This window comes from Saccharomonospora xinjiangensis XJ-54, from assembly GCF_000258175.1.
Taxonomy (GTDB): Bacteria; Actinomycetota; Actinomycetes; order Mycobacteriales; family Pseudonocardiaceae; genus Saccharomonospora; species Saccharomonospora xinjiangensis.
In genome coordinates, this window is the sequence record NZ_JH636049.1 from 3302986 (window position 1) to 3317458 (window position 14473).

At 67.3% G+C, this 14473-nt stretch carries 13 protein-coding genes; 11 read left to right on the top strand and 2 right to left on the bottom strand.

All coding sequences use genetic code 11. From position 1 onward, the window contains the following. Positions 1-56: 56 nt before the first annotated feature. The 6 genes from mtrA (at position 57) to secA (ending at position 9204) form a co-directional block, all read left to right on the top strand. Positions 57-734 carry an MtrAB system response regulator MtrA gene (gene mtrA, locus SACXIDRAFT_RS14970; protein ID WP_040922201.1) on the top strand — a complete coding sequence of 226 codons (678 nt, stop codon included), beginning with the start codon at positions 57-59 and terminating at the stop codon, positions 732-734. Positions 735-754: 20 nt separating this feature from the next. Further along, positions 755-2458, top strand: a complete 1704-nt coding sequence (mtrB, locus tag SACXIDRAFT_RS14975) for an MtrAB system histidine kinase MtrB (RefSeq protein ID WP_006239427.1) — start codon at positions 755-757, stop codon at positions 2456-2458. Continuing rightward, positions 2455-4212 carry an LpqB family beta-propeller domain-containing protein gene (locus tag SACXIDRAFT_RS14980; RefSeq protein ID WP_006239428.1) on the top strand — a complete coding sequence of 586 codons (1758 nt, stop codon included), beginning with the start codon at positions 2455-2457 and terminating at the stop codon, positions 4210-4212. Before mtrB ends, SACXIDRAFT_RS14980 begins: the two co-directional genes overlap by 4 nt. A gap of 131 nt (positions 4213-4343) precedes the next feature. Beyond that, positions 4344-5063: a ComF family protein gene (locus tag SACXIDRAFT_RS14985; RefSeq protein ID WP_232285311.1), complete on the top strand. Its 720-nt coding sequence runs from the start codon at positions 4344-4346 to the stop codon at positions 5061-5063. A gap of 415 nt (positions 5064-5478) precedes the next feature. Next, positions 5479-6156, top strand: coding sequence for a ribosome hibernation-promoting factor, HPF/YfiA family (gene hpf, locus SACXIDRAFT_RS14990; RefSeq protein WP_006239429.1), 678 nt, complete (start codon positions 5479-5481; stop codon positions 6154-6156). A 186-nt stretch (positions 6157-6342) separates the two neighbouring features. Further along, the gene (secA, locus tag SACXIDRAFT_RS14995) at positions 6343-9204 is read left to right on the top strand and encodes a preprotein translocase subunit SecA (RefSeq protein WP_040922202.1); all 2862 of its coding nucleotides are present in this window, start codon (positions 6343-6345) and stop codon (positions 9202-9204) included. A gap of 193 nt (positions 9205-9397) precedes the next feature. On the opposite strand, the gene SACXIDRAFT_RS15000 is transcribed toward secA, so the two are convergent. Next, a complete protein-coding gene (locus SACXIDRAFT_RS15000) occupies positions 9398-9877 on the bottom strand; it encodes an Rv3235 family protein (RefSeq protein WP_006239432.1) in 480 nt (159 codons plus the stop codon). A 166-nt stretch (positions 9878-10043) separates the two neighbouring features. Here SACXIDRAFT_RS15000 and SACXIDRAFT_RS15005 point away from each other — a divergent pair, with 166 nt between their 5' ends. From SACXIDRAFT_RS15005 to SACXIDRAFT_RS15025, 5 genes are all read left to right on the top strand, one after another. After that, a complete protein-coding gene (locus SACXIDRAFT_RS15005; protein WP_006239433.1) occupies positions 10044-10442 on the top strand; it encodes an HAD-IA family hydrolase in 399 nt (132 codons plus the stop codon). Positions 10443-10504: 62 nt separating this feature from the next. Beyond that, positions 10505-10972, top strand: coding sequence for a hypothetical protein (locus tag SACXIDRAFT_RS15010; protein WP_006239434.1), 468 nt, complete (start codon positions 10505-10507; stop codon positions 10970-10972). Next, a complete protein-coding gene (locus SACXIDRAFT_RS15015; RefSeq protein WP_040922204.1) occupies positions 10965-11594 on the top strand; it encodes a DUF3558 domain-containing protein in 630 nt (209 codons plus the stop codon). The genes SACXIDRAFT_RS15010 and SACXIDRAFT_RS15015 overlap by 8 nt, the downstream gene beginning before the upstream one ends. A 72-nt stretch (positions 11595-11666) precedes the next feature. Next, positions 11667-12902 carry a hypothetical protein gene (locus SACXIDRAFT_RS15020; protein WP_006239435.1) on the top strand — a complete coding sequence of 412 codons (1236 nt, stop codon included), beginning with the start codon at positions 11667-11669 and terminating at the stop codon, positions 12900-12902. After that, positions 12899-13657, top strand: a complete 759-nt coding sequence (locus SACXIDRAFT_RS15025; RefSeq protein WP_006239436.1) for an ESX secretion-associated protein EspG — start codon at positions 12899-12901, stop codon at positions 13655-13657. Before SACXIDRAFT_RS15020 ends, SACXIDRAFT_RS15025 begins: the two co-directional genes overlap by 4 nt. Here SACXIDRAFT_RS15025 and SACXIDRAFT_RS15030 read toward each other — a convergent pair. Beyond that, positions 13622-14428, bottom strand: a complete 807-nt coding sequence (locus SACXIDRAFT_RS15030; protein WP_006239437.1) for a TrmH family RNA methyltransferase — start codon at positions 14426-14428, stop codon at positions 13622-13624. The two genes, SACXIDRAFT_RS15025 and SACXIDRAFT_RS15030, sit on opposite strands and share 36 nt — an antisense overlap. Positions 14429-14473: the final 45 nt, after the last annotated feature.

Below are 14473 nucleotides of genomic sequence, written 5' to 3' on the forward strand. Positions count from 1 at the left end.
CACATCTTGACCGGGTCGTGCACAATGCGCGCGGCGACAGTGCGAACATGTGGCCCATGAAGGCGCGTGTGCTGGTCGTCGATGACGACCCCGCTCTGGCTGAAATGCTCACCATCGTGCTGCGCGGTGAGGGGTTCGACACCGCCGTGGTGTCCGATGGCTCCCGTGCACTGCCCGCGGTGCGTGAACTCAAACCCGACCTGGTGCTGCTGGACCTCATGCTGCCGGGAATGAACGGCATCGACGTCTGCAAGGCGATCAGGGCCGAGTCGGGCGTGCCGATCGTGATGCTCACGGCCAAGAGCGACACCGTGGACATCGTTCTCGGACTCGAGTCCGGTGCCGACGACTACGTTGTCAAACCCTTCAAACCGAAGGAGCTGGTCGCGAGGGTGCGGGCGCGGCTTCGGCGGACCGAGTCCGAGCCTGCCGAGACGCTCACGATCGGTGACCTCACCATCGACGTGCCGGGGCACGAGGTGACGAGGGAAGGCAAGTCGATCGCGCTGACGCCGCTGGAGTTCGACCTGCTCGTGGCGCTGGCGAGGAAACCGCGCCAGGTGTTCACCCGCGAGGTGCTGCTCGAACAGGTGTGGGGCTACCGGCACGCCGCGGACACGCGGCTGGTCAACGTGCACGTGCAGCGCCTGCGGTCGAAGGTCGAGAAGGATCCCGAGCATCCTGAGGTGGTGCTCACGGTCCGCGGTGTCGGTTACAAGGCTGGACCGCCGTGAGGTGCGCTTAAGGTGAACCCATGAACGGGCGGCTGGCGTCGATGGGCCGGTCGGCCTTGGCCGTGGCGAGGCGTGCGGCCGCGTACGGCAGGCGAAGGACGGGCGCGTTCGGCGAGCTGTGGCAACGTTCGTTGCAGTTCCGGGTGACGACGTCCACGCTCGCCCTGTCGTCGGCCGTTGTTTTCGTGCTCGGTGTCGTGCTGCAGAACCAGATCGTCGAACGGCTCCTCGACACCAAGGAGCGGGCCGCGATCGCGCAGTTGCACGTGGCCGTGCGCACTGCCGAGAACGAGCTGATGGGCGACGCGGGACAAGGCGACACCCTGCGCAACCGCCTTTCCAACGCGCTCAAGGCGCTGACCAGCAGTTCGGTGGCCACACAGGACATCGAGAACTCGGCGGCGGCAGGGGCGTTCGAGCCGGTGCTCGTGGCAGGCGATCCGAGCGACACCGACCGTGACCTGATCTACGCCGGCCCGATCGAGAACGTGCCGGGCGGCGTGATGAGTTACGCCGAGAACAACCAGGTCGCACGCCAGTACCACACCCAGGGTTCGACCTACCTCGTCGTTGGCGCGCCGGTGACGACGGCGACCCGGCCGATCCAGCTGTACCTGCTGTTCCCGATGACCACAGAGCAGAACACCGTGGCCACCGTGCAGAACACGTTGCTCGTGGGCAGCGCGTTCCTGCTCGTGCTCCTCGCGGTGATCACCAACATGGTGACGCGGCAAGTGGTGCTTCCCGTCAGGAGAGCGGCGGCCGCCGCGGAGGGGTTCGCCGACGGCGATCTCGATCGCAGGCTCGACGTCACCGGTGAGGACGACCTCGCCAAGCTCGCCCTGTCGTACAACGACATGGCCGCGAGCATTCAGGAGCAGATCCGCAGGCTGGAGGAGTTCGGGCAGCTCCAACGCCGGTTCACCTCCGATGTCTCCCACGAGCTGCGCACGCCGCTCACGACGGTGCGGATGGCCGCAGACGTGCTCTACGCATCGCGTGAGCAGTTCCCATCCGGACTCGCGCGGTCGTCGGAGCTGCTCGTTGACGAACTCGACCGGTTCGAAAGCCTGCTGCGCGACCTGCTGGAGATCAGCCGTCTCGACGCGGGAGTGGAGGAACTCGCCGCCGAGTCGGCCGACATCCGCCCCGTCGTCCACAGGGCCGTCGAGCAGGTGAAGGTCATCGCGGGAACGACCGGCAGCGAGATCGTCCTCGAACTGCCCGAAGAGGAGGTCACGGCCGAGTTCGACACCAGGCGGGTCGAGCGCATCCTGCGGAACCTGCTCGCGAACGCCGTCGATCACGGCGAAGGGCATCCTGTGCGGTTGCGGCTGGCCGCCGACGCGCACGCCGTCGCGATCAGCGTGCGCGACTACGGTGTCGGCCTGCGGCAGGGTGAAGCGGAGCTGGTGTTCAACCGTTTCTGGCGCGCCGACCCCTCGCGTAACCGGCGAACGGGAGGCACCGGACTGGGCCTCGCGATCAGCCACGAGGACGCCCGCCTGCACGGCGGCTGGCTGGAGGCGTGGGGAGAGCCGGGCCACGGTTCCTGCTTCCGCCTCACCTTGCCCCGCGTCGCGGGCGACGAGCTCGAACACAGCCCCATCCCACTGCCTCCGGACCCACCGCAGACCGAAACGGCCCGCCAGGAGCAGCGGGAGGAATCGATCGGAGCTCACGCGAGCACGGATGTCGCGGCAGCACAGGAGGACGCACGGTGAGAAGACGACGCAGGTTCGCGAACGTCGCCGCTCTGGTGTCGGCCCTGCTCCTCGCCATCGTCACGGCGAGTTGCGCCGCGATCCCCACCGAGTCGCAACCCAAGGCGATCCCGCAGCCGAACGCGGGGCAGGCGACGCAGGAAGTGCCCGAGCCCGAACTCGGGCTCGACCCGTTGTCGGTGGTGAGGGAGTTCGTCCGTAACAGCGTGCAACCGGCGAACGACTACGCCGCGTCCCGCGCCTACCTCAGCGGCCCTTTGCGCGAGCAGTGGCAACCGGACCCGAGCCTCAGGGTGATCGAGGACGAGTTCGGCACCGTGTACGCACCCGAGGCGGAGCAGCCCGCGGACCCCAACGAGCGTGTCGTGGCGCTGCGGGCGGTTGAGGTCGGCAGGCTGGCCGCCGATCACTCGTTCATCGCCGGCGTCGAGGACTACCGCACGCCCGTGCGGGTGCGAAGGCAGGCCGACGGCGAATGGCGCATCGTCGATCCTCCCGACGGCATCGTGATCACGGAGAACGACTTCAACGACGCCTACCTCCAGGTGCCGGTGTACTTCTTCGCGCCGGACTCGACGGCGCTCGTCTCCGACCTCCGATATGTGGTGGCCCGCCCCCAGTCCGGCCTGCCTGCGCGGGTGGTCGATCTGTTGCTGTCGGGTCCTTCGGACGGCCTGACCGGTGCGGTGCGCAACCCGATCGGTGAGTCGGCGGCACTCGACAGCAACGTCACCATCAGCAACGACGGTGCGCTCGTCGTGCCCTTGACCGGGCTCGGTGAGGAGCCGGTCCAGGAACGTGAACTGATGGCGGCGCAGGTCGTGCGCTCGCTGCAACACGTCACGACGAGCCGGGTGAAGCTGCTCTCCGACGGCACACCGTTGGTGTCGGGACAGCCCGAATGGCGTCCCAGTGATCTCCCCGCGTACGACACGGTGTCGGCCCCGAGCGCGGAGCTGCCAGGGCTGATGACGGTGAACGGCAGGGTCCGTTCGCTCGGCACCGGCGCACCCATCGAGGGTCCCGCGGGATCGGGCGCGTATCAGGTCGTGAGCGCGGCTCAGGCCATCAACGGCAATCAGCTCGCGGTCGTCGTGTCCTCCGGCGACCAGGTGCGCTTGCGGGTCGGCGACTACGGCGCTCAGGCACAGGAGGTAGAGCTGACCGCCTCGCTGCTGACCAGACCGACCTGGCGCCCACCTGTCAGCAAGGACGACAAGTCCACAGAGGTGTGGACGGTCGCGGACGGCGATCAGGTGACCAGGGTGCAGCAGGACGCCGACGGACAGTGGGTGGCGTTGCCGGTCAACGCCTCGGAACTGTCCGATCCCGGCTGGATCAGCGCACTGCGACTGTCCCGTGACGGGGCGAGGGCCGCGCTGGTCGTTGACGGCAAACTGGTGGTCGCCTCGGTGGTGCGCACAGCGTCGGGAGCGACGTTGCGCGCACCGAGGGTGCTTCAGGAGGATCGGCTGACCTCAGTCGTCGATGTCGATTGGATCGATCACGACACCCTCGTCGCGGTCACTTCGTCGGACAGAGCGCCCGTCGCGCGTGTCTCGGTGGACGGCTTCCAGTTCGACCAGTACAACACCTCGAATCTGACGCCGCCGATGCGCGCCGTCACGGCGGCGCCGGGACGGCCCATCGTCGTGGCCGACCGGAGCGGGCTGTGGACGGCGGCCGAGATCGGTGCGGTCTGGGTGCCGCATGATCAGAGCGCCGCGGGTGCGGAGCCGTTCTACCCCGGCTGAACCGTTCGCGTACCGAACGGAGCCTTATCGCCCGCCGCACTGGGACTTTGTCGGAGGCGCGGGCGACGGTGTCCGCTATGCGACGACTACGACGTACACGACCTTCGGCCCGGCCCGGCAGCCTCTCCGGTTTGGCAGGCGCGTTCGGCAAGGCCGTTGCCGATCTGCTGCTGCCACCTGTCTGCGCCGGATGCGGGCTCATCGGCGCTGCCGCCTGCGACGGCTGCCTCGCCGAGTTCACCTCAGGGCTCGTCCCCGTGCGGCAGGGCATCACGGCACTGGCCACGCACGACGGCATCCCGCGTGAGGTCGTGCTCGCCAACAAGGAGCGGGGCCGCCGGGATCTCGCTCGGCCACTCGGGCAGGCCCTCGCGGCAGCCGTTCCGAGATTGCCGCGCGCAAGTCCCGCACCGGACGGCACCTGGTGGTTCGTGCCGGTTCCATCACGGCCGTCGGCAGCGCGATCCCGAGGTGGCTCACATGTCCTTGCACTGGCCCGATGGTGCGCCGCTTCGCTGGCCGACCGGGGCGAGGCCGCTGCCGTTGCTCCGGTTCTGCGGCTCTCGGCGAGTGCCAAGGACGCCGTGGGGCTGAGCCGCGCCGCGCGTGTGGCGAACCTGGAAGGCCGGGTCCGTTTCGATTCTGCTGGGGCGCCTCTTCCTGGAACGCCGGTCGTCCTGCTCGACGACGTGATCACCACGGGGGCCACGGCCGAGGCCTGCACCCGGGTTCTCGCCGCGCACGGTGTGGTGGTGACGGCGGTGCTGACACTCACGTCGGCGTCCGGACGCTCACGCGGGACTGCGGCCACAACCACCTCAAACTCCCACACTTGTCACCCACACGGGTAGTTGGGGAACTGGAGAAGGGGGGGCGTCGTTGACCGGATATGAGGCAACCCAGGGTCACGCAGAGCGAGGTCAGGGGCTGCCGATTGCGACGCCGGTATGAGAGCGATACCGGTGTGCTGCTCCGAATGGGGATTGGCGCGTCCGTCGCCCCCCGTGTTTCACCGCGTACCGTCACCGTTCCGGTTTTTCCGGCGTCCCTCGCCGTGGGGGCTGTTGCGGCGGCGTCACGCGGGCTACCGTGCAGCGCTAACGAACGTCCCGGCCGTAGGGGAGGTGAACAGTCGATGTCCCCGGTGCCGGAGCCCTGAATCGGCTCGGATGCCCGAAATTTCTGCCGCATCCGGTCTAGCCGTTGCTTCGGTGCCAGTGGTCGCCCAATCCAACACTCGCACGTAGGTGAGCGAGGAGGTCGTGAATGGACATCGTCATCAAGGGTCGCAACGTGGAGGTTCCCGAGCACTATCGGGTGCACGTGGCGGACAAACTGGCCCGACTGGAGCGTTACGACAGAAAGGTCATCCGTTACGAAGTGGAGCTTTTCCACGAGCCCAACCGCAGGCAGGCGAAGAACTGCCAGCGCGTCGAGATCACCGGTAAGGGCAAGGGCCCGATCGTCCGCGCCGAGGCGCGGGCTGGCGACTTCTACGCGGCGCTCGATTGTGCGATCAACAAGCTCGAGAGCAGGCTCCGCCGCATGCACGACCGGCGTCGTGTCCACTACGGACGGCGCGCACCCGCGTCACTCGCCGAGGCGACCGCGGCCGGCGTGCCGAACACCGCAGGCGAGGGCCGAGGACGCACGGCGACCGCCGTGCTCGAAGCACCGGCGGAGCCCGTGATCGACGGCGGTGTGACGGCGGGCGGACTGGAAGTGCCGGGGCCTCGCTGGGACGACGGGGTGACGCCCAGCCAGCCGGGCAGGGTGGTCCGGGAGAAACAGCACCCCGCCGAACCGATGACGATCGACGATGCCCTCTACCAGATGGAACTCGTGGGGCACGACTTCTACCTTTTCAACGATTCCGAAACCGGGAAGCCGAGCGTCGTGTACCGGCGGAAGGGATTCGACTACGGGGTGATACGACTGGGCTGAGGGCTGGGACGACCTTCTGAGCAGGTCGTCCACGTTCCGAGTTCCGTTTCCGGCGGCCCGCGCGAAGTCGGCGCGCGGGCCGCCGCGTGCACGTGGGCCTGCGCATTCCCTACGATGGGGGTGCTGCCCGGCGCCCCGCTGGGGTGCTACGACGTCCACACAGACACCGCTAGCGAGGTCAACCCGATGCTTCTGAACCGCCTGCTCCGCGCGGGCGAGGGCAAGATGGTGAAGCGGTTGCGCCGCATCGCCGATCACATCAACACCCTCGAAGACGACGTCAAGGACCTTTCGGACGCCGAGCTGCAGGCGAAGACCGACGAGTTCCGGAAGCGGCACGCCGATGGGGAGTCGCTCGACGACCTTCTGCCCGAGGCGTTCGCCGTCGTGCGGGAGTCCGCTCTGCGCGTTCTCGGTCAGCGGCACTACGACGTTCAGTTGATGGGTGGCGCGGCGCTGCACCTCGGGCAGGTTGCCGAGATGAGGACCGGTGAGGGTAAGACGCTCACCAGCCTCCTGCCGGTCTATCTGAACGCGCTGTCGGGCAAGGGTGTGCACGTCGTCACCACCAACGACTATCTGGCGCAGCGTGACTCCGAGTGGATGGGGCGTGTTCACCGGTTCCTCGGCCTCGAGATCGGTGTCATCCGGTCCGACCTCTCGCCTGCGGAGCGTAAGGCCGCGTACGCCGCTGACATCACCTACGGCACGAACAACGAGTTCGGTTTCGACTACCTGCGCGACAACATGGCGTGGAGCCTCGACGACTGTGTCCAGCGCGGCCACAACTTCGCCATCGTCGATGAGGTTGACTCCATCCTGATCGACGAGGCCAGGACCCCGCTGATCATTTCCGGCCCCGCCGACCAGTCCTCCCGCTGGTACGTCGAGTTCGCGCGGATGGCGCCGTTGATGAAGAAGGACGTCCACTACGAGGTTGACGAGCGCAAGCGTGCCGTCGGTGTCACGGAGGTGGGCGTCGAGTTCGTCGAGGACCAGTTGGGCATCGACAACCTCTACGAGGCCGCCAACACGCCGCTGGTGGGCTTCCTCAACAACGCGCTGAAGGCCAAGGAGCTCTACCGCAAGGACAAGGAGTACATCGTCCGGGGCGGCGAAGTGCTCATCGTTGACGAGTTCACGGGCCGCATCCTCGCGGGTCGCCGGTTCAACGAGGGCATGCACCAGGCGATCGAGGCCAAGGAAGGCGTCGAGATCAAGGCCGAGAACCAGACGCTGGCCACGATCACGCTGCAGAACTACTTCCGCCTCTACGACAAGCTCGCCGGTATGACGGGTACCGCCGAGACCGAGGCAGCGGAGTTCCATCAGACCTACAACCTCGGCGTCGTGCCGATCCCCACGAACCGTCCGATGGTTCGTGTCGATCAGGCCGACCTCATCTACAAGACCGAGGAGGCGAAGTTCGAGGCGGTCGCCGACGACATCGCCGAACGGCATGAGAAGGGCCAGCCGGTCCTTGTCGGCACCACGAGTGTCGAGAAGTCCGAGTATCTGTCGAAATTGCTGCTCAAGCGCGGGGTTCCGCACGAGGTCCTCAACGCGAAACAGCACCACCGCGAGGCGTTGATCGTCGCGAAGGCTGGCAGGAAAGGTGCTGTCACGGTCGCGACCAACATGGCGGGTCGAGGCACCGACATCGTTCTCGGCGGCAACCCGGACATCATCGCCGACGAGGTCCTGCGCGAGCGTGGCCTCGACCCGGTGGAGCACTCCGAGGAGTACGAGGCCGCGTGGCCGAAGGTGCTTGAGGAGGTCGCCGCCGAGTGCAAGGCGGAGGCTGAGGAGGTGCTGGAGGCAGGCGGCCTCTATGTGCTCGGCACCGAACGTCACGAGTCGCGGCGGATCGACAACCAGCTGCGTGGTAGGGCGGGCCGCCAGGGTGACCCGGGTGAATCCCGTTTCTACCTTTCGCTTGGCGACGAGTTGATGCGGCGCTTCAACGCCGCGATGGTGGAGCGGGTCATGACCACCATGCGGTTGCCCGACGACGTGCCGATCGAGCACAAGATGGTCTCCAGGGCGATCAAGAGCGCTCAGACGCAGGTCGAGCAGCAGAACATGGAGATCCGCAAGAACGTCCTGAAGTACGACGAGGTGATGAACGAGCAGCGGAAGGTCATCTACGCCGAACGCCGGAGGGTGCTCGAGGGCGAGAACCTCCGTGACCAGCTCGAACACATGATCGCCGACGTTGTCGCGGCTTATGTGGACGGCGCCACGGCCGACGGTTACGCGGAGGACTGGGACCACGCCAAGCTGTGGACGGCGTTGAAGACGCTTTATCCGGTCGGCGTGACCTGGGACGAGATCATTGAGGAGAACGAGGACGTAGACGCAGAGCGCCTGCGCGAGATTCTCGTCGAGGACGCCCTCAAGGCTTACGACAAGCGCGAGGCCGAGATCGACGCCAAGGTCGGCGAGGGCGCGATGCGGGAGCTGGAGCGCAGGGTCGTGTTGTCCGTGCTCGACCGCAAGTGGCGGGAGCACCTCTACGAGATGGACTATCTCAAGGAGGGCATCGGGCTGAGGGCGATGGCCCAGCGCAACCCGCTGGTGGAGTACCAGCGCGAGGGCTTCGACATGTTCAACGCGATGCTCGATTCGTTGAAGGAGGAAGCCGCCGGCCTGGTGTTCAACCTGCAAGTGCAACAGGCGGAGCAACAGCAGCCGGAGCAGCAGGCGCCGCCGACCGAGGCGCCCCGCACCCCGCAGCCCGCGACGGCCGCGCCGATGGCAGGGGGTAACGGTAAGGCGGCCGCGCCGCGTGCTCCTCGGCACGCGCGTCCGGTGCCGCCACCGCCGACGGTTCCGGCAGAACCGGTTCCTGCTGCGCTGCAAGGCAAAGGGCTCGGCGGGCAGACTCCGCAGGGTTTGACCTTCTCGGGCCCGTCCGAGGGCGGCGGCGTCCAGTCTCGCGGTGACGGGACCGGCAACAAGGCCGGGGGCGGCACGGCTGCCGGCGGTACCCGCAGGGAGCGGCGAGCCGCTGCCCGCGAACAGGCGAAGAAGAACAAGCGTCGTTGAGCACTCCTGACACAGTGGTCTGTTCTGCTCGGGACGCCCAGGCGGCGCCTCGCCGCGTTGGAGGACTGCCGACGTATTCCTGGTAAGCGGGACGTCCCTGCGTCTTGCGATGCTGGGCCCCTACCGGGCAGGCTTGTTGCCACCGGTAGGGGCCTACGGCGTTGGATGAGCGAACGCCGATGTGTCGGGAGTTCTAAGGCCGTCGGCCGAGCACGGTGAACATCGTGCAGCGCCATCCTGATTCGCCGTGCTCGAACCGCGCGACGAGCGCGTATGCCCGGTCGATCAGGTGGGCGGTGCCGCACACCTCCAGAGCCTTCTCAGCCGGTCGGCACACGTGGATGTTCCGCAGAACGTAGCGTGTGCTGACTGTGCGGGGCATAGCCCTGAGCCGCCTTTGGAGCACGGGAGTAAGCCAGCCGTCGAGCTGGCTGGCGGCGCGCCTGCCCGCCTGTACCTCCACGAGTGCCGAGAGCACCCGGTGCAGCATGCGCCTGCCCGGCGCGGACAACGTGAACTGGTGGCGTGTGAGTTGCTGTGCGTGGAGTTCGGCCAGCAGGTCGTCGAGTGACAGTTGTCCTTCGGCGACCTCGCTTTGTGAACGCTCCTCGAACTCGATCGGTTCGTACGGGTTGAGGGGCAGCAATCCCCCTGCCGATTGGAACGCGTGCATCACTGTCCTTTCTGTCCTGTCGTGGGCGGCCCCCCTGACCGCCCACTAAGACAGAGGGAGCGAACGCGCGTTCCGCCCCAAATAGGGCCTGATGAGGTGATCGTCCCTCGGCTCGGCGTGCTTGTTCCGTGATGCTGTGTTAGAAGCGCGAACGTAGGGTGGCGTGATGCTGAGAGGGTTGGTGCTGGACTACGCGGGTGTGCTCACCGATGTGGAAGGAGAACGGCTGTTGGCTGCGGTGGGGACGGCGCGGGCCAACGGGGTGAGGACGGCGCTGCTGTCGAACGCGCCAGGGGGCGCGGAGGCGAGGCGCGCACTCGGGGGCTGGTTCGACGCCATGGTGTTCTCGGGTGAGGTGGGGCTGGCGAAGCCGGATGTGGCCGTGTATTCGCTGACGGCCGACCTGCTCGGCATCGACGCGCGCGCGTGCGCGTTCGTGGACGACTCGGCGACCAATGTCGCGGGCGCGGTGAAGGCAGGCATGGTCGGTGTCCGGCATGTGCGAGTCCAAGACACCTTGGATGAGTTGGCGGTGTTGTTCGGGTTGGTTCTGTCGAGTTTGTGACTGGGTGTGGGGGTGTTCGTTACTCTCGTGGTGGTTTCCGGTGATGTTGGGTGGGGGTGTTGATGGCTGAGTCGTGGTTTGATGCGCTGGCGGATGAGGCTGCGAATGGTGTGAGTGCGACTGCTGCGGTGGGTGCGGTGCTGGGTGGTCCTGCGGGTGCGGCTGTGGCGGGTGCGTCGGTGGCTGCGCGTATGGCTGACGCGGCGGGTGGCGGTGGTTCGTGGTCCTTTGACGAGGACGAGATCGACGCCGTGATCAAGGATTGGAAGGCACTGGCGGAAGAACTCGAGGAGGATCGGCAGATCTTCTCTTCGTCTCAGCAATTCTTCTACCCGCCTTCCAACGACCACCCGAGCAGTACCTTTATGAACTCTCTGAATGACGGATTTTTGGCACTCGAACAGTCGAACAAGTCGATGCGCGACTATGTTCTGGGTTTCATTGAAAGGCTTGAGAGAGCGACGAGCTCGATCGTTTCTTCGGATGGCGATAGTGCCGGATCATTTGAGCAAGGGGCGTCGAATGCGTGATCTTGTCAAGCGGATTGTTCCTATGGTGCTTGTGGTGATCTTAGCTATCTCCTGCTCGGCATCCGATGATGGTTTCGCTCGGTCCACCGAAAATAAATCAATCGTCGTATCTTCGAGTAACCATCCGCAGCGTCGAGTAAGCGAACCGTTGGAGATATCTCCCTACCTCTCCAGGCCCTGTGATCTCGTGTCTTCGCAACTACTTGGCAAGCTAGGAACCTCTCCGGACAAGAGCAATCCTCGGCTGCCGAAGGATGACGAGGTTGCTGCAGGTGTTGGCCCTTCATGTAGCTGGAAGATCGAAGGTGAGGGAAGCATCGGAATCGGCATTGCATCGGAAAACGCCCGCCGTGGCGCGGGAGGTCTTCGGGCCCTTGAACTCTTGCGGGAGCAGGGTCGCTTCAAGCTGTGGGAAGAGTCTTCCGTTTCTGCCTACCCTGCCGTGTACTTCGGTGTCAGGGATGCGCGAACGGAAGGTGACTGTGACCTTGCGGTTGGGATCGCTGATGATATGACCTTCTCGGTCGCAGCGATCGGTTTCTCCAGTGGTGACCAGCAGGCGTGCGACGTGGCGGACGAGATTGCGGCTGATGTGATCGCTAACCTGCGGAAGGGTAGCTGAATGTCGATTTCGTCCTCCGGGCGTGACTTTCTCCATCGCTTTCCATCGTCGAGAAGAGTGAGGTGAACAAGCATGAGCGGAATGTCTGGACCCGAGATATTCACGAATTTCAAGGAAGGGTCCGGTACGGGTGCTCTCGAGAACTTCGCCGACGTTCTGATTCAGCTTCGGCGTAGTTACGCCGAGCGGGCTCAGGCGATCAAGAAGGTTCAGGAGCGCATGGAGGGGGCCTGGACCGGGGATGCGGGGTCTGCGGCCTCGTCAGGGGCTGGGCCGTTGGCGACCGCGCTCGAGGACTCGGCTGTGAATATGGAGGGCACGTTCGGTTCGGTGACCGGCCAGGCGCAGGCGTGGCATCAGGCCGCGAACTCTGTCGAGCCCGTCCCGCCCCTGCCGGAGAAGCCGAGCGCGTGGGACAACATCACCAGTTTCGGCGACGCCTCGGAGAACTACTGGCAGAAACTCGGCCAGCACATCGCCGTGTCGTCGCGCAACGTCGAGGTCATGAGCAGCTATGAGGCGGCGACGACGTCGAACCAGGACTTCCCCCGCAACTACACGACCCTGTCCTCAACGGGGGCGGCTGTCACCATCGACAGCGGCACCGCGCCCAGTTCCGTCAGCACCGGAACCTCAGCCGTGCCCGAGGTGCGCGGCGGGACGTCTGCGACATCCGGGCCCGCCGTGACCTCCGGCGGGGGACCCGTCATGAGCGGCACGCAGTTCCCCGGCGGTTCGGGGCCGGTCGGGCCCGCGGGCTCCGGCACACGCCTTCCCGGCGCCACCTCGCCGGTCGGACCCACACCCCAGACCCCGGGCTTGCCCGCTCCCGCTCCCATCGGCGGCGCAGGTCCCGTCGGCACGCCACCCACCGGAGACACCAGGCGCAACACCGGCCGATCGACGGGGCCTCGCCCCGCGACCGGTCCCGGCCGTGGCGGCGTCGGCGAGCGCGCCGGTTCCCGCCTCTACGGGCCGCGTCCCGCCGGTGGTGCGGCACCCGCCTCGGGCGGCGCGGCCGCGCGGCTCGGCGAAACGCCCGCGAAGGGCGGCTCTCTCGGCGCTCCCCGCGGTACCGGCGGCGGTCCCGGCATGGGCGGCACTCCCCTGGGCGCAGCATCGGCGGGTTCCTCGGGCAGCGCAGGCACGCGAGGCGCGGGCATGGCCCCGATGGGCGCAGCAGGCGGCCGTGGCCAAGGCGACGAGGACAAGGAACACCAGCGCGCCTCCTACCTCCAGGAGAACGATCCCGACGAGGCGTTCATCGGTGATCTCGGCAAGACGGCGCCACCGGTGATCGGGCAGTGAGCGTGACCCACCTGGAGCTTTCCGTCGGAGCACTTGCGGGGGCAGCCGAACGCGAAGGTCTCGGCGCGCTTCACCTGTCCCTGCAACCCGAGCCGATGTGGATTCCGCGCGAGGAGCTGGACTCGGCCCGGTCGGCGCTGGACGGCGAGCTCGCCGCCGCCGGGCTCGTCGATCGGCGCGGACGACTCGACCCGGATTTCCGCGACCTGCTTCCGGTGCTCACGGGCGCGTCGCTGGAGTACTTCGGCTGGCTGTCTCAGGACGACGCCACGTGGAGTGCGCTGGCCGCATCGCGCGGGATGCTCGGTGTGCTCGCCGTGCGGCGGGGTGATCGGGTCACCCTCACCGCCATCGACCACACCGAGCTGCCCTCGGCACTCGCCGGCGTGCTGCCGGACGTGGTGCCTGGCGGCGGCTCCCGCTGGGTGGTGCGCGTTCCCGACCTGCGGGAAGGGCTCACACAGACCCATCGGGACAGATCCGTGGCCAGGGTGATCGCGGAGATCTCCAAGGTCATGCAACGGCCCGTGGCCGGAGGGGGCGAGCTGTATGTCGCGGACCGCGACCCGGGCGGGCGCCGCCGCGGCCTGCGGACGCCGTTGCACGTCGTCGATACCGACTGGGGCCGGTACGTGAACTATCGCGTGCGGGTCGGGGACGAGGAGGAGTTCTGCGTTCAGCCCGCCAGTCCCGCCGTCGTGGCGGCCACGCTGGAGTCGTTACGGGGCCAGCTGGTCGTGACCCAGAGCGGATGAGAGACACCGGCTTCGGCGAACCAGCTCGAAGCAGACCACGGCAGCGGCCGCGGACACGTTGAGCGACTCCACATCACCCGGCATGGGAATGGACACCCAGCCTGCCGCGAGGTTTGCCACGGCCTCACTCACGCCGTGTGTTTCCCCGCCGAGCACGAACGCGACCCGCGACGGCAGCGGGACGTCGAAGAGCGTGGTGGCGGTGGCCCCTGGCCGGGCACCCAGTGCGTACACGGTGTAGCCGGCCTCGGTGAGTGACTCGGCGGCTTCCCCTGCCGACGCGCACCGCAGCACGGGTGCGCGGAACGCCACACCGGCCGACGCCTTCACCACAAGCGGGTCGAGTGCCGCCACACCACGGCGGGGCACCACGACACCGGCGACCCCCGCCGCGGTCGCGCTCCGCAGGATCATGCCCACGTTCGCCGGGGTCGTGATGCCGTCGAGGACGATCAGCGGCGACGGCGGTGTGCCCTTGAGCGCGTCCGACAGCGGCCGCATGCGGGGAGCGACGACGTCGGCCAGCACGCCCTGGTCCTGCTTGCCGTTGCCTGCGAGGACCTTCACCCTGTGGGCGCTCGCGCTTCGCACCGGCACCGCCCGTGCCCGTGCGGCGCGGCGGATGTCGTCCACGGCGGGTCCGTGAGCGGTGTCGGCAACGATCACCTTGTCGATATCGAGAGCCGGGTCGCCCAGAACCTCGAGAACGGGTTTGCGACCGTAGACGGTCAGGAAGCGGTCCTTCGGCGACGTCGCCTGCTTGTCACCCACCGGGCCAGTCTCCCACCACGGGCCGTCGGCGCGGCGAGCGGCATT

Bases quoted from the DNA above. Each gene is read 5' to 3' on its own strand.
- mtrA (WP_040922201.1), top strand. From the start codon at position 57: ATGAAGGCGCGTGTGCTGGTCGTCGATGACGACCCCGCTCTGGCTGAA.
- mtrB (WP_006239427.1), top strand. From the start codon at position 755: ATGAACGGGCGGCTGGCGTCGATGGGCCGGTCGGCCTTGGCCGTGGCG.
- hpf (WP_006239429.1), top strand. From the start codon at position 5,479: ATGGACATCGTCATCAAGGGTCGCAACGTGGAGGTTCCCGAGCACTAT.
- secA (WP_040922202.1), top strand. From the start codon at position 6,343: ATGCTTCTGAACCGCCTGCTCCGCGCGGGCGAGGGCAAGATGGTGAAG.
- SACXIDRAFT_RS15000 (WP_006239432.1), bottom strand. From the start codon at position 9,877: ATGCACGCGTTCCAATCGGCAGGGGGATTGCTGCCCCTCAACCCGTAC.
- SACXIDRAFT_RS15005 (WP_006239433.1), top strand. From the start codon at position 10,044: ATGCTGAGAGGGTTGGTGCTGGACTACGCGGGTGTGCTCACCGATGTG.
- SACXIDRAFT_RS15010 (WP_006239434.1), top strand. From the start codon at position 10,505: ATGGCTGAGTCGTGGTTTGATGCGCTGGCGGATGAGGCTGCGAATGGT.
- SACXIDRAFT_RS15015 (WP_040922204.1), top strand. From the start codon at position 10,965: ATGCGTGATCTTGTCAAGCGGATTGTTCCTATGGTGCTTGTGGTGATC.
- SACXIDRAFT_RS15020 (WP_006239435.1), top strand. From the start codon at position 11,667: ATGAGCGGAATGTCTGGACCCGAGATATTCACGAATTTCAAGGAAGGG.